Below are 17,511 nucleotides of genomic sequence, written 5' to 3'. Positions count from 1 at the left end.
GAGGGCTTGGTGAACACCCGGAAACGATCAAGCACCCGGCCGAAGATCAAAATTTGAAGCTGCCCACCGGCCGTCGCAGCTCGTCGTGAGACGCACGTGACCTCGGTCGATGCGTGCCGGGGCCGGCTTATCGGGCCCGAGCGTGTCGTTGACCGCCTTGAACCCGTTCAGGTCCAGCAGCAGCACGTCCACGGCCCGCCCGTCCAGGTCGGCCGCGTAGGAGAGCAGCCGCTGCCGGTTGGGCAACCCGGTGAGCGAGTCGTGCGTGGCCTGATGATCGAGCCCCGCTCAGGCCCAGCCGGCCAGGATCTCCGGGACGCTGACAACTGTTTCGGGCCGGGGGTGCCGGGCGGGGGTGCGGTCGAAGCGCGGCGCGGGAGCGGGCTGCGTGAGGCCGTCGATCTGGATGAAGCTGGTGCGGGCGACGTTGTGCGGATGGCTCGGGGCTTCGGCGGGGGAGAGGACCGGCTGGACGCAGGCGTCGGACGACGAGAAGACGGCGGTCCACTCGGCGCGGGTCTTCGATTTGAAGGTGGACGCGAAGCGTTCGCGCAGGGTGGGCCAGGCGGACTGGTCGTACTGGTCCGGCGGGTCGGAGAGTTCCAGACCGTCGATCAGGGCCTGGAAGAACTGTGGCTCCAGCGCGCCGACGGCCATGAAACCGCCGTCGGCTGTCTCGTAGGTGTCGTAGAACGGGGCGCCGCCGTCGAGCAGGTTCTCGCCGCGGGCGCCGGGCCAGTGGCCGATCGCCGTCATGCCGTGCAGGAAGGTGGTGAGGAGGGCGGAGCCGTCGACCATGGCGGCGTCGACGACCTGCCCGCGGCCCGAGCGCTCCCGCTCCAGGAGGGCGGCCAGCACGCCGACGGCCAGGAGCAGGCCACCGCCGGCGAAGTCGCCGATCAGGTTGATCGGGGCGTGCGGCCGTTCGCCGGCGCGGCCGAGCGGCTCCAGCGCCCCGGCCACCGCGATGTAGTCGATGTCGTGCCCGGCCCGCGCGGCCAGTGGGCCGTCCTGACCCCAGCCGGTCATCCGGGCATACACCAGCCGGCCGTTGATTCCGGTCAGGACGCCCGGCCCGAAGCCCAGACGCTCGGCCACCCCGGGCCGGAACCCCTCGACGAAGACGTCGGCGTGCTCGCTCAGCCGCAGCAGATCACCCACCCCGGCCGGCGTCTTCAGGTCGAGCTCGACCGTCCGCCGCCCTCGCCCCAGCGGCCCGGGCGGCGGGTACTGCCCACCCGGTCGGTCCACGCGCACCACGTCGGCGCCCAGGTCGGCCAGCACCATGCACCCGAACGGCCCCGGCGCCAGCCCCGCCAGCTCCACAACCCGCACGCCCGCCAGCGGCCCGCTCACGCCGGACCCCGCCCGCACGCCTCGCCGCGCCCGCTCACGCCGGACCCCCGCCTGCACGCCTCGCCGCGCCCGCTCACGCCGGACCCCGCTCGCGCGCCTCGCCGCGCCCGCTCACGCCGGACCCCCGCTCGCACGCCTCGCCCTGGCCGGTCATGCCGGGAGGAATCTGTCGCCGTAGCGTTTGGCGAGCTCGGTGGCGCGGGTGCGGAAGTCGGGGTGCTGGTGGGCGAAGCGCAGGACGCCGCCGGTCCAGGCGGGGTAGCCGATGCCGAGGATGGAGCCGACGTTGGCGTCCTCCTCGGTGCGCAGGACGCCCTCGGCCAGGCATTTCTGGGCGTCCAGGGTTTCGGCGAACAGGAAGCGGTCCTTCAGGTCGTCCAGGGGCACGGCGCGGCCCTCGTCGGTGGCCAGGTCGGCCAGGCCGGGCCACAGACCGGTGCGCTTGCCGCTGTCGTAGGTGTAGAAGCCCTGGCCGGCGGCGCGGCCGGGGCGGGCGTGCTCGTCGACCATCCGGTCCACCAGGTCGTGCGAGGGGAGGCGCTCGAAGGCGTCGCCGGCGGCGGCCTCGAACTGGCGGCGGATGCGCTGGACCAGGGACAGGCTCACCTCGTCGGCCAGGGCCAGCGGGCCGGTCGGGTAGCCGGCCTGGAGGGCGGCGTGCTCGATGGACGCGGCCGGGACGCCCTCGGCCAGCATGCCGATGGCCTCGTCGATGAACTTGCCGATCACCCGGCTGGTGAAGAAGCCTCGGCCGTCGTTGACCACGATGGGGGTCTTGGCGATGCGCCGGCCCAGGTCGAAGGCGCGGGCCACGGCCTCGTCGCCGGTCTTCTCGCCGACCACGATCTCCAGCAGCGGCATCTTGCCGACCGGGGAGAAGAAGTGCATGCCGATGAAGTCGGCCGGGCGGGACACGCCCTCGGCCAGGCCGGTGATCGGCAGCGTGGACGTGTTCGAGGCGAGCAGCGCGCCCGGGGCGAGGACCGGCTCGACCTCGGCGAAGACCGCCTGCTTGAGTTTCGGGTCCTCGAAGACGGCCTCGATCACCACGTCGCAGCCGGCCAGGTCACGGGCGTCCGCCGTCGTCGTGATCCTGGACAGGACTGAGGGGTCGCCCGCCAGCTTGGCCCGGGCGGCGGCCTCGGAGGAGACGTCCTTGACCACGACCTCGAGACCGGCGCGGGCGCAGGCGTACGCGATGCCGGCGCCCATCATGCCCGCCCCGAGCACCGCGACCTTGGTCGCCGGCGGCACTTCGACGGCGGGCCGGGCCAGGCCGCCGTTGACGGCGCGCAGGTCGAAGAAGAGCGCGCCGATCATGTTCTTGGCGATCTGGCCGGTGAGGAGCGAGATCAGGTGCCGGGTCTCGATGACCTGGGCCGTCTCGAAGTCGACCTGGGCCCCCTCGACCGCGGTCTGAAGGATCTTCTCCGGCGCCGGCAGCGAGGCGCCCTTGAGCTGCTTGCGCAGGGTGGCCGAGAACGCGGGCAGCTGCGCGGCGAGCTTGGGCGTCGACGGCGTGCCGCCGGGCATGCGGTAGCCCTCGCGATCCCACGGCTGTTGCGCACCGGGGTTGGCGGCGATCCACGCCCGCGCTTTCTCGATGAGCTCCTCGCGGGAGGAGGCCACCTCGTCCACGAGGCCGTTGTCGCGGGCGTCGGCCGGCTTGTAGCGGCGGCCGGTCAGCAGCCACGCGGTCAGCGCGGGGGCCAGGCCCAGCATGCGAACCGTGCGGGTGACGCCGCCCGCGCCGGGCAGCAGGCCCAGCGTGACCTCGGGGAAGCCGAGCCGGGTGCCCGGGGCGTCCAGCGCGATCCGGTGGTGGCAGGCGAGCGCGATCTCCAGCCCGCCCCCGAGGGCGGCGCCGTTGACGGCCGCGACGACCGGCCGGCCGTACGTCTCCAGGCGCCGCAGGTCGCGCTTGATCGTCCCGAGCAGCTCGAAGAGCGCCGGGGCGTCCTCGACCCGGGCCTGGATCATCGTGGGCAGGTCGCCGCCGGCGAAGAACGTGGGCTTGGCGCTGGTCACGATGACCCCGGTGACCTGCTCGCGCTCGGCCTCGAGACGGTCCAGCGCGGCCGACATGGCCTCGACGTACCGCTGGTTCATGGTGTTGGCCGACTGCTCCGGGTCGTTGAGGGTCAGGGTGACCACGCCGGCGTCGTCCCGCTGATAGTCGATCATCAGAGCCTCTCGATGACGGTGGCGACGCCCATGCCGCCGCCGATGCAGAGCGTGACCACGGCCCGGCGCTGGTCGCGCCGTTCGAGCTCGTCGAGCGCGGTGCCGAGCAGCATCGCGCCGGTGGCGCCGAGCGGGTGGCCGAGGGCGATCGCGCCGCCGTTGACGTTGACCGTGTCGGGGTCGAGATCGAGGTCGCGCTGATACTTCAGCACCACCGATGCGAACGCCTCGTTGATCTCGTACAAATCGATGTCGCCGGAAGAGAGACCCGCCGTGGTGAGCGCCTTGCGCGTGGCCGGAATCGGCCCGGTCAGCATGATCGTCGGATCCGAGCCGGTCACCGCGGCCGCGGAGATGCGAGCCCGGGGCGTGAGCCCCAACTGCCGCCCGATCTCCGCCGACCCGATCAGCACCAGCGCCGCCCCGTCCACGATGCCGGACGAGTTGCCCGCGTGGTGGACGTGGTTGATCCGCTCGACCCAGTGGTATTTACGCAGCGCGACCGAGTCGAAGCCGGCCGCGGCCCCGATCGCGGCGAACGACGGCTTGAGCCGGGCCAGCGCCTCACGCGTCGTCTCCGGGCGCGGATGCTCGTCGGCGACCAGCACGTCGAGGCCGTTCTCGTCGCGGACGGGCACGATCGAGCGGGCGAAGTGGCCGCCCGCGATCGCCTTGGCCGCCCTGTCCTGCGAGCGCAGCGCGTAACCGTCGACGTCGTCACGGCCGAAACCCTCGACGGTGGCGATCAGGTCAGCGCTGACGCCCTGCGGCACGAAGTCGGTCGACAGCGCCGTCTCCGGGTCGAGGAACCAGGCGCCACCGTCCGAGCCCATCGGGTTGCGGGACATCGACTCGACGCCGCCGGCCAGGATCAGCTGGTCCCAGCCGCTGCGCACGCGGGCCGCGGCCTGGTTCACCGCTTCCAGACCCGAGGCGCAGAAGCGGTTGAGCTGGACGCCGGCGGCCGTGTCGGGCAGGCCCGCGAGCAGCGCCGCGGCCCGGGGCAGGTCGCCGCCCTGCTCACCGATCGGGGTGACGATGCCCATCACGATGTCGTCGATGCGGGCCGGGTCGAGACCGGGGTTGCGCTCGCGCAGGGCGCCGATCAGGCCGGTGACCAGCGAGATCGGCTTCACGCCGTGCAAAGAGCCGTTGGCCTTTCCGCGGCCGCGGGGGGTTCTGACCGCGTCGTAGATGAACGCCTCAGAGGACACGGGCGATCAGCTCCTTCATGATCTCGTTGGTGCCACCGTAGATCTTCTGCACGCGCGCGTCGGCGTACATCCGGGCGATCGGGTACTCGGTCGTGTACCCGTACCCGCCGAAGATCTGCAGGCAGCGGTCGACGACCTCGCACTGACCGTCGGTCAGCCAGTATTTGGACATCGCGGCGGTGGCGACGTCGAGCTCCTGCCGGCGATGGCGCACGATGCAGTCGTCCAGGAAGATCCGGGACACCCTCGTGCGCGTCGCGCACTCGGCCAGGACCATGCGCGTGTTCTGGTGGCCGAGCAGCGGCTTGCCGAACGCCGTGCGCTCCTTGGCGTACGCGGTGGCGAGCTCGACGGCCCGCTGCATGGTGGCCACGGCGCCCACCCCGATGACGAGCCGCTCCTGCGGGAGTTGCTGCATCATCTGGAAGAAGCCGCCGCCCTCGGCGCCGAGCAGGTTGGCCACCGGGACACGGAAGTCGTCGAAGAACAACTCGGCCGTGTCGTTGGCGTGCAGGCCGATCTTGTCGAGCAGCCGGCCGCGGCGGAACCCCGGGGCGCCGTCGGCCAGCTCGCAGACGAGCAGGCTGATGCCGCTCGCGCCCTGGGCCGGGTCGGTCTTGACGGCGAGGATCAGCAGGTCGGCCAGGCCCCCGTTGGTGATGAAGGTCTTCGAGCCCGTGACGGCGTACTGGTCGCCGTCCTTGATCGCTCTTGTCCGGATCGCTTGAAGGTCGGAGCCGCCGCCGGGCTCGGTCATGCCGATCGCGCCGACCAGGCTGCCGTCGCAGAGCCCGGGCAGCCAGCGCTGCTTCTGCTCCTCGGTGCCGTAGGCGGTGATGTAGCCGGTCACGATGCCGCTGTGCACGGCCAGGCCCAGGCTGCCCTCGCCGCTGAACGTCTGCTCGGTCAGCAGCACCGCCTCGTGGGTGAAGTCACCGCCGCCACCGCCGTACTGCTCCGGGACGGACAAGCCGAGAAGGCCGAGCTCACCGGCCTGCCGGTAGTGCTCCCGGTCCGGATGGCCCTGGGCCTCGAGGCGGGCCGCGTGGGGCACGACCTCCTTGGTGAAGAAGGCACGGGCCAGCTCGGCGAGGTCCTCGTGCTCGGGCTCGAGCCACGCCGGGGTGTATCCGTCCAGTCCTGGGGTCGGCATGGGCCAACTCTTCCGGCTTGTTGGCGGCCTGTCAACAAGCTCGTGGCTTAAGGTCAACGGGATGAGCATCGACGTGGGACAGCGCCGGCGGTTCTCCCCGGACGCCCGGCGGGAGCAGATCCTCTCCGTCGCCGTGCGGTTGTTCGGCGAGCGCGGGTACGCCGAGGTGTCGACCACCGATGTCGCGCGCGAGGCCGGGGTCGCCCGCGGTCTGATCAACCACTACTTCGGCACGAAGAAGGACCTCTACCTCGAGGTCATCCGCGTGATGCTGACCGTACCGCCGGTGGCCCTGGCCTCGCTGCCCGACGGCGACCTGCCGGTGCGGATCGACGCCATCGTCGGCTGGTTCCTCGACGTGGTCTCCCGGCACAGCCAGTCCTGGCTGGCGGCGATCACGGCGGGCGGCATGGCCGGCGACGCGGAGGTCGACCGGGCCATCTCCTCGGCCATCGACGCGGCGGCCGACGCCGTGCTGACCGCCGTCGGGTTCTCCGCCGTCACCCCAACCTTGCACGCCATGGCTCGCTCGTACGTCGGGCTGGCCACCTCGACCGCGCGGGAGTGGCTGGAGCGGGGCGTGCTCACCCGCGACCAGGTCCACCGGCTGCTCTCGCTGACCTTGCTGACCATGGTGTCCTCGGTCTTCGGGGACGCCTGACCGGGGGCGGTCAGGCCGTGGGGACGCGGGAGACGGCGATCAGGGCGTCGGCGAAGGTGCGGCGCCAGCTCAGGTAGTCGTGGCCGCCGGTGAACTCGGCGTAGCTGACGTGGTAGCCGCGGGTGCGCAGGGCGTCGCGCATGGCGCGGTTGACGGTGAGCTGGTCGGGGGCGCCGCCGGGGCCGGGCAGCGTTTCGCCGGTGCCGACGTCGAGGGCGAAACGGACGTCGGCCCGTGGGCGCCGGGCCACCTCACGCATCATCCAGCCCGGTTCGCCCTCGTCGGGGCTGGGCCACCAGAAGCTGCCGGATTGCGAGATCACCGCGCCGAAGCAGTCGGGTGCGCCGAGCGCGATGTGCGCGGCGGTCAGGCCGCCCCGCGAGACCCCGCCGATGATGTTGCCGCCGGGCTCGGCGCCGGCGCCCAGTTCCGTCCGCAGCCACGGCATCAGCTGTCCCGTCACGAAACCCGCCATCGCCGGGCCCGGGCTCAGCTCCTCGTCCCGCTCCGCGTCGCGGCTGCCCACGAAGACGGCGATCAAGGGCGGGATCAGGCCGTACGCGATGAGGTTGTCCAGCGTCGCCGGCACCCGCTGGACGGTCCGGGCGAGAAACCCGTCGAACAGCACCAGAACCGGCAGGCCGTCCGTGTCGACGCCCGCCGGCCGATGAACCGCGATCTCCCTCGAGCCCCCCAGCGGCCCGCCCGGCAGGGTGGCCGTCGCCGAACTCCCGGTCGTCACTCCCGGCCGGGGCGAGATCCACGGCTCGGCGGGGGCGTCCGGCAGCTCCAGGACCGAGGCCCAGTGGTCGTGGTCGCTCGGGTCGGACGGGTCGGCCGGGAAGAGGAACCGTTTCAGGTTGACTGCATCAACATGGACGGGCCCGTGTCCCGAGGTATCCCGGGGCAGCCCCTCGACCCCGTCGTGCAGCAGGCAGTAGACGGTGCGCAGATCGGACGGCAGCACCCGCGTCGCCCACCACAGATCCGTGCCGGGGATCCGGTCGAGCGGGATGTCGACGCCCCACCACGCCCGCGTCGATGTGGCCTCCCCGCGCCACAAGAACGTCACGAGACGGTTCGCGTCGTCGTACGGCTCGATCAGCGGCGCACCGGTCTCGACCACCCGGGCCCACAGATCGGCCACCCGGCGCGGCGACGGGTCGGCGAGCAGGCGGGTGATCTGCGGACTCTGCACGACAGCCACTCCATTGATCGTCGCCGATGGTGACCGAACCGCCACCGAGCGTCGCAAGTGGATTGACGAGTGTCAAGCGTAGGCGTGCAAGCCCGTCAGCAGAGCGGCCAGACCGGCCTTGGCGTCGGCGAAGAGCATCGCCGTGCGGGGATCGGTGTAGAGCTCGTTGTCGATGCCGGCATAGCCGTGCCCGAGCGATCGCTTGATGACGATCACCGAGCGGGCCTTGTCCACGTCGAGGATCGGCATGCCGGACACCGGGTTCCCGGGACGGCGGGCGGCCGGGTTCGTCACGTCGTTGGCCCCGATCACCAGCGCCACATCCGTACGGGCGAAGCCGGGGTTGCTCTCCTCCAGATCCTGCAGTTGCTCGTAGGGGGCGTTGGCCTCGGCCAGCAGCACGTTCATGTGGCCCGGCATGCGGCCGGCCACCGGGTGGATCGCGTAGGTGACCTCGACCCCGCGCTCGGTCAGGGCCTGGGCGAGGGCCACCGCCTCGTGCTGCGCCTGCGCCGCCGCGAGCCCGTAGCCCGGCACGATGACGACCTTCTCGGCGTACGCCAACTGGATCGCCGCGTCGTCGACAGTCACCTCCCGTACCTGTTGACTGGACCCCGTCGAGACCGCCACCGCGTCGCCCGTGCCGTAGCCGCCCGCGATGATCGCGCCGATCGGCCGGTTCATCGCGTCGGCCATGAGCTTGGTCAGGATCGCGCCCGCCGCGCCGACCAGCGCGCCCGCGATGATCAGCGGGGTGCTGCCGAGGACGAAGCCGGCCATCGCCACGGCCGTGCCGGTGCACGCGTTGAGCAGGGAGATCACGACCGGCATGTCGGCCCCGCCGATCGGCAGCGTGAGCAGCACCCCGGCCGCCAGCGCGGCCACCGCGATCCCGGTCAGGGCCCAGATGGAGGGCTCGTACCCGACGAAGACCGCGGCCAGAACCACGGCGGCGACGGCCAGCAGCGCCGAGATCCACCGGCCGTACGGCACCGAGATGGGCCGGCCCGGCACCTTCCCCGCCAGCTTGCCCGCCGCGATCAGCGATCCGCTGAACGTGAGCGCGCCGATCAGCACGTCGAGCACCCCGGTCACCTCGGCCGTCGTCGACGCCGGCCGGTCGCCGAGCGCGATCAGCGCCGCCGCTCCGCCCCCGACCGCGTTGAACAAACTCACCAGCTGGGGCATCGCGGTCATCCGGACCACCCGGGCCGCCACCAGCCCGGCCACCGCACCGCCGGCCGCCCCGATGCCCAGGGCCCACGCCGCGTACATGGTGACGCTGTCATCATGAATCAACACGATCACCGTCGTCACGACGGCCACCGCCATGCCGCCGGCCGAGACGTGGTTGCCGCGCCGGGCGGTGGCCGGGGTGTTCATCAGATGAAGCCCGACGACGAAAGCCACCGCGCACGCGAGATAGAGCAGATGCGTGGCCGTCGCGAACCCGCTCATGACCGGCTCCGGAACATCGCCAGCATCCGGTCGGTGACCACGTAACCGCCGGCGACGTTCATCGCGGCGAAGAAAGCGGCCACCGCGAGCAGCACGTAGCCGGCCACAGTGTCGACCGAAGCGGCCAGCAGCATCACGCCGACGATGACGACGCCGTGGATCGCGTTGGCCCCCGACATCAGCGGCGTGTGCAACGTCGCCGGCACCTTGCTGATCACCTCGAAGCCGACCAGCAGGGCCAGCGTGAACACGGTCAGATCGGCGAGCAGCAGCGCGCTCATGAGCGGATCTCCTTCGGCAGCCGGGGATGGACGACCTGCCCGCCGTGGCAGACCAGCACGCCGGCCTGCACCTCGTCGGTGGGGTCGAGGACCAGGACCCCGTCGGGCATCAGGTGGGTGATCAGGGCGACGGCATTGCGGGCGTACGCGGTGGAAGCGGCCACGGGCACGGTGGCGGCCAGATCCGGGGCGCCGATCAGGGTGACCCCGCCGTCGGTGACCAGCCGGGTGTCGGGCCGCGAGCCGGCCACGTTGCCCACCGCCATGTCGATCACGACCGAGCCCGGGCGCATGGCCGCCAGCGCGGTCTCGTCGACCAGCAGCGGGGCCGGCGCGCCGGGCACCTTGGCCGTCGTGATCACCACGTCGAAGCGGGGGATGGCTTCCTGCAGCGCTCTCTGCTGCGCGCTCGACTCGTCGTCGGTCAGCCGCTGTGCGTACCCGTCCTGTCGTGACTTGTCGGTGCTTGTCAAGCGCAGTGGGGTGGCGCCGAGCGAGGCGATGTCGGCCTGCGCGGCGTCGCGTACGTCATAGCCCGTGACCAGCGCACCCAGCCGCCGCGCGGTGGCGATGGCCTGCAAGCCGGCGACGCCGGCGCCGAGCACGAGCACCTGGGCCGGCCGGGACGTGCCCGCGGCCGTGACCAGCATCGGGAAGAAGCCGCCGTACGCCTCGGCCGCGAGCAGCGCCGCCTTGTACCCGGCGACGTTGGCCTGCGAGGTCAGCGCGTCCATGGCCTGCGCCCGGCTGAGCGTGCGGGGCAGCAGATCCAGGCTGATGGCGGTGATCCCGGCCGCCGCGAGCTGCCCGATCAGCTCCGGACGGCCCAACGGATCGAGCAGACCGGCCAGCACCCGCCCCTCGGCCAGCGCCGCGACGTCCTCCGGGGGATGCAGACAGAGCAGGAGGTCGCTCTCCGCGTACACCCGTTCCCGGGTGACCACCTCGGCCCCCGCCCCCTCGTAGTCGGCGTCGCCGAACCACGCCCTGCGCCCCGCCCCGGCCTCGACCAGCACCTGGATCTCGCGCCGGTTCAACCGCCCGGCCGCATCCGGGGTCAGGGCGACCCGGCGCTCACGCCCCGGGGCCTCGCTGAGTACTCCGACGATCGTCATCGGCATCCCCTCGCATCGATATCGATGCTGTACCACTTCCGACCTCGGCTCGGCCACCCTCCCGGCGGTAGGGTCGGCCGCATGGCGGAACGGATCGGCCCCGGCGTGTGGTCCCTCCAGGGGGAGACGGTCACGCTTCCGGTGACCATCACCGATGCTCAGATCACCGCGGCCGTGTTCACCTCGCCCGCCGTGGACGCCCGCAAGCTGCTGGCCGGGCTCCCGCTCAAACCGTTCACCGTGCTGGGCCGGGCCTTCGGGCTGCTCATGTGCATCCATTACGGGGAGTGGGCGCTCAAGACGTACGACGAGGTCGGCGTGGGCCTGCTGACCGTCGGCCCCCGGGGCCGTCTCGGGCTGTTCCTGCTGGACCTGCCGGTGACCGGCGCCTTCACCCGGGAGGCCGGGCAGGACTTCTGGGCCCTCCCGAAGTGGCTGATGACCTCCACGCTGCGTTTCGGCGCCGGCCGGACCGACGTCACCGTCAGCGACGACGGCACCCCGGTCTTCTCGGCCTCGCTCACCCACGGCCGGCTCCGCCTGCCGTTCGGCCTCCGCTCGTCGCTGCCCGCCTGGTCCCACCTCGACCACGGGGCCCAGGCCGGCCGGCTCCTGCGGGGCCGGGTCCCGATGAATCTGTCCGGCGTGCGTCTGGGCCGAGGTGCTTCGTCGGTACGCCTCGGAGCGCACCCGATGGCCGACCGGATGGCAGCCCTCGGCATGGTCGGCCGCCCGCTGCTGACCGTGCACGCCGCCTCGCTGCGCGGCTCGCTCGGGGAGTGGCCGGCGAATTAGTCAAGAACTTGGACTATATTGGCCCGCATGACGACCGTCGAACTGACCCGCTTCCGCGTCGACCCCTCCCGCGCCGGCGAACTGCTGGCCGCCCGGCCCGGGATGCTCGCCGACTTCCGCGCCGACCGCGCCGGCTTCGTCGACGCCACCCTCGTCCGCCTGCCGGACGACCAGTGGCTCGACATCGTCACGTGGCGGACGCCCGAGGATTTCGCCGCCTCCCGCGCCAAGGGGGCCAACCGGCCCGGCATCGCGGCCTTCTTCGCTCCCATCGCCGAGCTGATCAGCGCCGAGGAAGGCGCCGCCGTCTAGGTTCCTGGCTCGGTGATGGCGGCCAGGGTGGCGACGAAACCCTGATAGGCCGGGCGGCCGACCTTCTCGGCGTACTGCGCCTCGATGTCGCGCACGATCGCGTCGGAGAGAGCCATCAAGGCCGAACCCCGGGGCGTGGGCATGATCAGCTTGGCCCGCCGGTCGCGCGGGTCGGGGACGCGCGTGACGTAACCCAGGGCCTGCAGCTCGTCGAGGATGGTGGCGATGGTCTGCTTGTTGCGGCCGGAGAGGCGTACGAAGTCGTTCTGGCGCAAGCCGCCCTCGTCCAGATAGGCCAGCACGGCGCCGTGGCGTGGCCGCAGATCGTCGAAACCCTCGGCGGCGCAGCGCCCGAACAACTCCGACTGCAGACCGAACAGCAGGCGGGTAGCCAGCATGCCGAGGTCGGCGGGCCGGGTGCTGCGGGACATGGCAGCACCCTATCGCCGCGTGCCCGCCGGCCTGCTTGCCGCTGCCTGCGTGCCCCCGCCCGCGTGCCCGCCGGCCCGCCCTCGCTCGCTTGCCCGCCGGCCTGCCCCGCCGCCCCGCGTGCCCGCCGGCCCGCCCTCGCTTGCCAGCTGGCTAACTTGCTTGCCCGCCCGGGCCCTGCTCAGCTGAAGTAGTGGCCCTGCTCGAGGTCCTCGATCAGGCCGGGGTGGATCGGCCGCCAGCCCAGCAGATCGCGGGTGATCGCGCTGGAGGCGGGCTGGTCGAACGAGAGCACCATGCCCAGGAAGCCGAACTCCTCGGCCGGGCGCGGCTTGGGCGCGACGCCCAGGTGCCGGCCGATGACCTCGGCGATGTCGGCGATGCGGACGCCCTCGTCGCCGACGGCGTGCAGGACCGTGCCGGCTGGGGCGTTCTCGACGGCCAGCCGGAAGAGCTTCGCAGCATCGAGGCGGTGCACGGCGGGCCAGCGCTGCGACCCGTCACCGACGTAACCGGAGACACCGGACTGGCGGGCCGCGGCGACCAGCATCGCGACGAAACCCTTGTCGCCCGGGCCGTGCACCGTCCGGGGCAGATTGACCACCGCCGAGCGGACGCCACGCTCGGCCATGCCCACGACGATCCCGGCCGTGACGGCGCGGCCGCCGCCGGGGGAGTCCGGGCTGACCGTGTCGTGCTCGGTCGCCACCCGGCCCGGGATGGCGGGCGTGCCGGACGCGATGACCAGCGGCTTGCCGGTGCCCTCGAGGGCCGCGCCCAGGGTCTCGACGGCGCGGCGGTCGTCCAGGATGTTCTGCTCGAAGGTCGAGAAGTCGTGCTTGAAGGCGAGGTGAATGACCCCGTCGGCGGCGGTCGCCCCGGCCCGCAGCGCGCCGGCGTCGTCGATGTCGCCGCGGATCACGTCCACGCCGGCGGCGGTCAGCGCGGCGGCCGAGGCGTCCGAGCGGGCCAGGCCGGCCACCTGGTGACCGGCCGCGAGCAATTCCGGGACGACGGCCGATCCGGTCCAGCCGGACGCGCCAGTGACGAAGATGCGCATGGGTTGATCTCCTCTGATGGGACTCGGTCCTGTCACCGTAGCACGTGATGAGACCGAGTCCCATCACGCTAGAATCGGCCCATGGCACGGTGGGAACCCAACGCGCGCGAGCGCCTGGCCGCGTCCGCGCTCGACCTGTTCGTCGAGCGCGGCTACGAGGGCACGACCGCGGCCGAGATCGCCACCCGGGCCGGGCTGGGCAAGAGCACGTTCTTCCGCCACTTCGCCGACAAACGCGAGGTCCTGTTCTCCGGCCAGGAGCTGCTCAACGACGCCTTCGCCACCGCCATCGCGGCCTGCCCGCCGACCGCGAGCCCACTCGACCTCCTCCACGCCGCCCTCGCCGCAGCGGCCCGCGCCTTCACCCCCGAACGCCGCGACTTCGTCACCAAACGCCAGTCCGTCATCGAGCAGAACACCGAGCTCCGCGAGCGCGAGCTGCTCAAACGGGCCGCGATGACCGACGCCCTGACCACCGCCCTGCGCGCCCGCGACGTCGACCCCCAGCTGGCCGCCCTGGCCGCCGAGATCGGCAGCCTGGCCTTCCGCACGGCGTTCGCCCGCTGGCTCGACCCGGCCAACGACCGGGATTACGCCGAGCTGGCCCGCGATGAGCTGACGGCCTTGAGCAAGGCCGCCGCCACCTTGTCCTGAGCACCCGAGCGGCCGACCCATCCAAGGCCGGAGTCCGCGACTGGCCCGGAGCTGGAGTCGAGCCGGGGTTGCTGCTCGCGCTGAAGTCCGGGGGTGGGGCGTGGGCTGGGGTCAGCGCTTGGGCTGGCGTTGGTGCTTGGGCTGGGGTTGGGTTTGTGCTGAGCCGAGGTCAGGGCTTTGCGCTGACGCCGAGGTTGCGGCCCTGAGCGGGGCCGAGGGCGGAGCCGGGGTTGGGCCTGAGCCGAAGCTGCGGTCGAGGCTTGAGCCGATGCGGGACTGGAGCCTGAGCTGGTCCGAGGGCGGGTTCAGCTCAGGGTCTGGGCGAGGCGGGCGGCCTCGTTCTTCAGGCGGGTGCGTTCCGGGCGGGCCGCGACGGCCGTCACCTCAGGTAGGTGAGCGCGCGCGCCGATCGCGGTGGCGGTGGCGGTGGCCAGGGCGAGCAGGTCCGGCAGGCCGGCGGGTGCGTGCTCGAGTCGCAGCAGGGCCGGGACCACCGCGTGCAGCACAGCCCAGACGGCATGCTGGGACCCGCCCCGAGCCAGATCGGCGAGGGCGTCGGTGGCGGCGTCGAGGCTGCCGTCGCCGGACCCGGCGGTCGCGCCGACGTGGGTGCTGAGAAGGATGGCCAGCTCGCGACCGAGCAGCCCCGCGTCCAGCCCACCGCCGTGCGCCAGATGCGAGATCGCGGCGACAGCATCCCGGCGAGCCGCCTCGGGCCCGAAAGCCATCGCCTGGCCGAGGGCCAGCGCCATCGCCGCCCCGAACGGCCCGGAGGAGCGCGCGAGCGCGGACAGCACGCCGAAACGACCGTCGCCCTCTACCTCCGCCGCGCTGACGGGTTCCGAGCTCCCGGCTCCCACGCGGGAACTTCCCAGCTCAGGCTGACCGGACTTGGAACGTTCCGAGCCGGACGGGTCTGGGCTGGAACGTCCCAGGCCCCGGCTGGCCGGGTCGGGACGTTCCGACCCGGGCAGGTTGGGGCCGGAACGTCCCGGGCCCCGGTCGGCCGGGTTGGAACGTTCCGAGCTGGAGCTTTCGAGCCTGGAGGGCGCCGTTACCGAAGAGCCCGGGATGAGCTGAGGCCCGCGGGCACGCTCCAGGCCGGAGCCGGATGGATCGGAACGGGTTGAGCGGAGGGTGGCCGCCTGGGAACGTTCCAGGCCGGGCTGGGCCGGGTCCGAAGATCGCTCGTGATTTATCGTGCTGGAACGTTCCAGGGCTGGTTGGGGCGGGTTCGAAGAGGCCCGGGCGTGATTCAGAGAGCTGGAACGTTCCGGGCCGGGATGGGCCAGGTCTGAAGATCGCCGGGCGTGATTCACAGAGCTGGAACGTTCCAAGTCGGGGTCGGTCGGGGTGGAGTGGCCGGGGCTGGAGATGTCCGGATAAGTGCTGGCGGCGCGGGCCTCGGTGGGGCGGGAGTGGATGACGTGGGCGGCGATGATCTCGCGGTGGCTGGGGAGGACCATCGGCCAGGTGGACTGGTCGGGGTGATGCGGGTAGGTCCGGTCGGCGGGCACGGTCAGGAGGCCGGGCGGGACGGCCAGGCCGGAGGCGTCGAGCGGGGGGAAGGCGACGCTTCGGCGGGCCGGGTCCGCGACCACGGTGACGGCGGGGTCGGGCAGGCCGCCGGCGCGGAGCCAGGCGGCGAAGCGGCGGCCGGCGGTGGAGTTGAGACGGGCCGCGGCGGCGTGCACCTGCGGCGGGCACTCTCGGGGGAGGCGCAGCAGGGCCTGGGCCAGATCGTACGGGCCGGGCTGCCAGCCGGCGCGCTCGGCGGAGGCCAGGCGCAGCAGCAGGCGCGCGGGATCGACGTGACCGTCCTGAGTGGCCGGTGTGGCCAGCAGGGCGGGTGGCCCGTCGCCGGCGGCCAGCTGGTCGGCCAGCTCCTGGATTCGCAGCCGCAGCATCTCCTGCGGCGGTGGAAGCGTCTGCGATGCGCGGCTCGACCACGTCGCCCCGGCCGAGGCGACTGTCGCCGGCGCTGCGTTGGCGTCCGGGGCCGCCGTGGCCGGTCGAAGTGCTGCCGGACCGGACGTGGCGATGGGGGGCGGCGAGTTTGTCGGCCGGGCGGCGATGCCTTCGCGGGGCGCTGCGGGCGGGTTGGCCGGGCGGCGGCGGGCGCCCAACGGGGCGTACGTCTGGGGTGTGGGTTTGGGTCTGGCCAGGCCGGGAGGGACGACGGCCTGGATGACGGGGGCCAAGGGTGAGGTCTGGTCCGTGGTGTGCGGGGCCAGGGCCCAGGCGAGGTCGGTGCGGGCGGACGTGGCGAATTTGACCACGGCGGCCAGGGCGCGCTCGAGGTCGACCGGGCTGAGGGGGCCCTGGGCGAGGGTGGCGGTCAGCTCGGGGAGGGAGGCGATGGCCGGGGGCATGGGGGGCGACGCGGAGGGCACGGGAGCGGGTGGGAAGTGCGGCGCGGAAGGGATGGCGGGCACGCCCAGGATCTCGTCGGCCTGGCGGCGGAGGTCGCCGGTGAGGGTTTCGGCGGCGGGGCGGAGGGCGGCCGGGCCGGCGTTGTGGTGGCCGACGACGCGCAGGGCCCGCTCCGCGACCTCGGGGTCGTCACTGTCCAGGATGGACGTGGCGGCTTCCAGGAGGGTCGGCGCGGCTTCGGGGTGGCGGCTGATGGCACGGTCGAGCCAGGCGATCTGGGCGCGGATCAGCTTCTTCTCGGTGCGGGCGAGGGCGGCCCGGGTGGCCGCGACGACCGTGCCGGCGTCGAGGTGGCCGCCGTCGTCGAGGGCGCGGAGGATGCGCTGGGCCAGCTCGGCGACGGGACCGCTGGGTTCGGCCAGCATGGCCAGGAAGTCGGCGTGGTGGGCGGCGCGTTCGGCCGGGGTGGGGTCGAGGTGGCGGAAGGTGTCCAGTACGGGCCGCAGCGCGGCACCCCGGTCACCGGAGCGCAGGCGGGCGACCAGCAGCGCGAGCAGGTCGCGGCGGTCGATGCGTTTGCCGGCGGCCAGCAGGGCCAGGGCGGCCGGCCACGTGTCGTCCAGGTCGGTGGCGACCTTGGGCGTGGCGAACAGGGCGGGCAGCAGGTCCTCGAGCCAGGGGTCCTCGGCCAGGCGGGCGGCCAGCGCGCCGGCCGAGGCGGCGGGGGAGAAGTGGCGGACCCAGCCGCGCAGCATCTGCTCGGTGGCGGGCGGGGGCAGACCGGCGGCGCGGAGGGCGGCCGCGGTCAGGGCCCATTCGCCGCGGTCGTGGTCGCGGTTCTTCAGGTGGGTGGCCAGGTCGGTGGCGACGGTGGCCAGGCCGGGGCGGCCCGGCGCCTGCAGGACGCGGATCGCGGCGGCGATCGTACGGCTGGTGAACTCGCCCTTGAACCTGGGTGAGCGCAGCCAGGCGACCACGTCCTCGACGGTCGCCAGGCAGCCCGCCCCGGCCACGAGAAGGGCGCCTTCGCGACGGGAACGGTCCGAGGTGTGCCCCGGCCGGCTTCCGGTGGCCAGGTTGACGGCCCGGATGCGCGGGACCAGCGCCCGCCGGCGCGGCTCGTCCAGGTGGAGCAGCGCGTCGGCCACGTCGTCGGCGTCGCCCTCGTCGAGGAGCCGGACGAACTCGTCGTAGCCGGGCGGACGCGACGACTGCCGGGTGTGCTTCTCGGTAGCCGTGGCCATGAGGGGAAGGTAGCGACCACTCAG

The 17,511-nt window shown here is 72.9% G+C and carries 15 protein-coding genes and 1 pseudogene; 4 read left to right on the top strand and 12 right to left on the bottom strand.

Annotation, left to right across the window (positions count from 1 at the left end):
• Positions 1–27: 27 nt before the first annotated feature.
• From AB0J66_RS28730 to AB0J66_RS28710, 5 genes and pseudogenes are all read right to left on the bottom strand, one after another.
• A pseudogene (locus AB0J66_RS28730) lies at positions 28–258 on the bottom strand (diguanylate cyclase); the annotation flags it as partial.
• A 30-nt stretch (positions 259–288) separates the two neighbouring features.
• On the bottom strand, positions 289–1,356 hold the full coding sequence (locus tag AB0J66_RS28725) for a CaiB/BaiF CoA-transferase family protein (protein WP_364666902.1): 1,068 nt from the start codon (positions 1,354–1,356) through the stop codon (positions 289–291).
• A gap of 150 nt (positions 1,357–1,506) precedes the next feature.
• Positions 1,507–3,540 (bottom strand): 3-hydroxyacyl-CoA dehydrogenase NAD-binding domain-containing protein, encoded by a 2,034-nt coding sequence (locus tag AB0J66_RS28720; RefSeq protein ID WP_364666899.1) that lies wholly within the window; start codon positions 3,538–3,540, stop codon positions 1,507–1,509.
• Complete coding sequence (locus tag AB0J66_RS28715) at positions 3,540–4,754, bottom strand: acetyl-CoA C-acetyltransferase (RefSeq protein ID WP_364666896.1); 1,215 nt, start codon at positions 4,752–4,754, stop codon at positions 3,540–3,542. Before AB0J66_RS28715 ends, AB0J66_RS28720 begins: the two co-directional genes overlap by 1 nt.
• Positions 4,744–5,907, bottom strand: a complete 1,164-nt coding sequence (locus AB0J66_RS28710; RefSeq protein WP_364666893.1) for an acyl-CoA dehydrogenase family protein — start codon at positions 5,905–5,907, stop codon at positions 4,744–4,746. Before AB0J66_RS28710 ends, AB0J66_RS28715 begins: the two co-directional genes overlap by 11 nt.
• A gap of 61 nt (positions 5,908–5,968) precedes the next feature.
• On the opposite strand from AB0J66_RS28710, the gene AB0J66_RS28705 reads away from it, so the two are divergent.
• The gene (locus tag AB0J66_RS28705; RefSeq protein ID WP_364666890.1) at positions 5,969–6,568 is read left to right on the top strand and encodes a TetR/AcrR family transcriptional regulator; all 600 of its coding nucleotides are present in this window, start codon (positions 5,969–5,971) and stop codon (positions 6,566–6,568) included.
• A 10-nt stretch (positions 6,569–6,578) separates the two neighbouring features.
• Here AB0J66_RS28705 and AB0J66_RS28700 read toward each other — a convergent pair whose 3' ends face one another.
• From AB0J66_RS28700 to AB0J66_RS28685, 4 genes are all read right to left on the bottom strand, one after another.
• On the bottom strand, positions 6,579–7,775 hold the full coding sequence (locus AB0J66_RS28700; protein ID WP_364666887.1) for an alpha/beta hydrolase-fold protein: 1,197 nt from the start codon (positions 7,773–7,775) through the stop codon (positions 6,579–6,581).
• A 63-nt stretch (positions 7,776–7,838) separates the two neighbouring features.
• Entirely contained in the window at positions 7,839–9,224 is a 1,386-nt protein-coding gene (locus tag AB0J66_RS28695) for an NAD(P)(+) transhydrogenase (Re/Si-specific) subunit beta (RefSeq protein WP_364666884.1), read from the bottom strand.
• Positions 9,221–9,505 (bottom strand): NAD(P) transhydrogenase subunit alpha, encoded by a 285-nt coding sequence (locus tag AB0J66_RS28690; protein ID WP_364666881.1) that lies wholly within the window; start codon positions 9,503–9,505, stop codon positions 9,221–9,223. Before AB0J66_RS28690 ends, AB0J66_RS28695 begins: the two co-directional genes overlap by 4 nt.
• Positions 9,502–10,620: an NAD(P) transhydrogenase subunit alpha gene (locus AB0J66_RS28685; RefSeq protein WP_364666878.1), complete on the bottom strand. Its 1,119-nt coding sequence runs from the start codon at positions 10,618–10,620 to the stop codon at positions 9,502–9,504. The genes AB0J66_RS28690 and AB0J66_RS28685 overlap by 4 nt, the downstream gene beginning before the upstream one ends.
• A gap of 81 nt (positions 10,621–10,701) precedes the next feature.
• On the opposite strand from AB0J66_RS28685, the gene AB0J66_RS28680 reads away from it, so the two are divergent.
• Entirely contained in the window at positions 10,702–11,415 is a 714-nt protein-coding gene (locus AB0J66_RS28680; RefSeq protein WP_364666875.1) for an acetoacetate decarboxylase family protein, read from the top strand.
• Between the two features lie 27 nt (positions 11,416–11,442).
• Entirely contained in the window at positions 11,443–11,727 is a 285-nt protein-coding gene (locus tag AB0J66_RS28675; RefSeq protein WP_364666872.1) for a hypothetical protein, read from the top strand.
• Here the strand turns inward: AB0J66_RS28675 and AB0J66_RS28670 are convergent.
• Both AB0J66_RS28670 and AB0J66_RS28665 read right to left on the bottom strand, forming a co-directional pair.
• Positions 11,724–12,158: a MarR family transcriptional regulator gene (locus AB0J66_RS28670; protein WP_364666870.1), complete on the bottom strand. Its 435-nt coding sequence runs from the start codon at positions 12,156–12,158 to the stop codon at positions 11,724–11,726. The genes AB0J66_RS28675 and AB0J66_RS28670 overlap by 4 nt on opposite strands.
• Before the next feature lie 179 nt (positions 12,159–12,337).
• Entirely contained in the window at positions 12,338–13,216 is an 879-nt protein-coding gene (locus tag AB0J66_RS28665) for an SDR family oxidoreductase (protein ID WP_364666867.1), read from the bottom strand.
• A gap of 81 nt (positions 13,217–13,297) precedes the next feature.
• Between AB0J66_RS28665 and AB0J66_RS28660 the strand changes: the two genes are divergently transcribed.
• Entirely contained in the window at positions 13,298–13,870 is a 573-nt protein-coding gene (locus AB0J66_RS28660; RefSeq protein ID WP_364666865.1) for a helix-turn-helix domain-containing protein, read from the top strand.
• A gap of 305 nt (positions 13,871–14,175) precedes the next feature.
• Here the strand turns inward: AB0J66_RS28660 and AB0J66_RS28655 are convergent, their stop codons facing one another.
• Complete coding sequence (locus tag AB0J66_RS28655; RefSeq protein WP_364666862.1) at positions 14,176–17,487, bottom strand: DUF6493 family protein; 3,312 nt, start codon at positions 17,485–17,487, stop codon at positions 14,176–14,178.
• Positions 17,488–17,511 lie beyond the last annotated feature (24 nt).

Source organism: Actinoplanes sp. NPDC049598 (assembly GCF_040675435.1).
GTDB lineage: Bacteria > Actinomycetota > Actinomycetes > Mycobacteriales > Micromonosporaceae > Actinoplanes.
This window is presented reverse-complemented; position numbering and strand designations above follow the sequence as displayed.

What these genes read in the sequence shown, in the direction of transcription:
- AB0J66_RS28655 (WP_364666862.1), bottom strand. Translation starts at nt 17,487, where the DNA reads ATGGCCACGGCTACCGAGAAGCACACCCGGCAGTCGTCGCGTCCGCCC.
- AB0J66_RS28695 (WP_364666884.1), bottom strand. Translation starts at nt 9,224, where the DNA reads ATGAGCGGGTTCGCGACGGCCACGCATCTGCTCTATCTCGCGTGCGCG.
- AB0J66_RS28665 (WP_364666867.1), bottom strand. Translation starts at nt 13,216, where the DNA reads ATGCGCATCTTCGTCACTGGCGCGTCCGGCTGGACCGGATCGGCCGTC.
- AB0J66_RS28710 (WP_364666893.1), bottom strand. Translation starts at nt 5,907, where the DNA reads ATGCCGACCCCAGGACTGGACGGATACACCCCGGCGTGGCTCGAGCCC.
- AB0J66_RS28685 (WP_364666878.1), bottom strand. Translation starts at nt 10,620, where the DNA reads ATGACGATCGTCGGAGTACTCAGCGAGGCCCCGGGGCGTGAGCGCCGG.
- AB0J66_RS28690 (WP_364666881.1), bottom strand. Translation starts at nt 9,505, where the DNA reads ATGAGCGCGCTGCTGCTCGCCGATCTGACCGTGTTCACGCTGGCCCTG.
- AB0J66_RS28705 (WP_364666890.1), top strand. Translation starts at nt 5,969, where the DNA reads ATGAGCATCGACGTGGGACAGCGCCGGCGGTTCTCCCCGGACGCCCGG.
- AB0J66_RS28680 (WP_364666875.1), top strand. Translation starts at nt 10,702, where the DNA reads ATGGCGGAACGGATCGGCCCCGGCGTGTGGTCCCTCCAGGGGGAGACG.
- AB0J66_RS28720 (WP_364666899.1), bottom strand. Translation starts at nt 3,540, where the DNA reads ATGATCGACTATCAGCGGGACGACGCCGGCGTGGTCACCCTGACCCTC.
- AB0J66_RS28660 (WP_364666865.1), top strand. Translation starts at nt 13,298, where the DNA reads ATGGCACGGTGGGAACCCAACGCGCGCGAGCGCCTGGCCGCGTCCGCG.
- AB0J66_RS28675 (WP_364666872.1), top strand. Translation starts at nt 11,443, where the DNA reads ATGACGACCGTCGAACTGACCCGCTTCCGCGTCGACCCCTCCCGCGCC.
- AB0J66_RS28670 (WP_364666870.1), bottom strand. Translation starts at nt 12,158, where the DNA reads ATGTCCCGCAGCACCCGGCCCGCCGACCTCGGCATGCTGGCTACCCGC.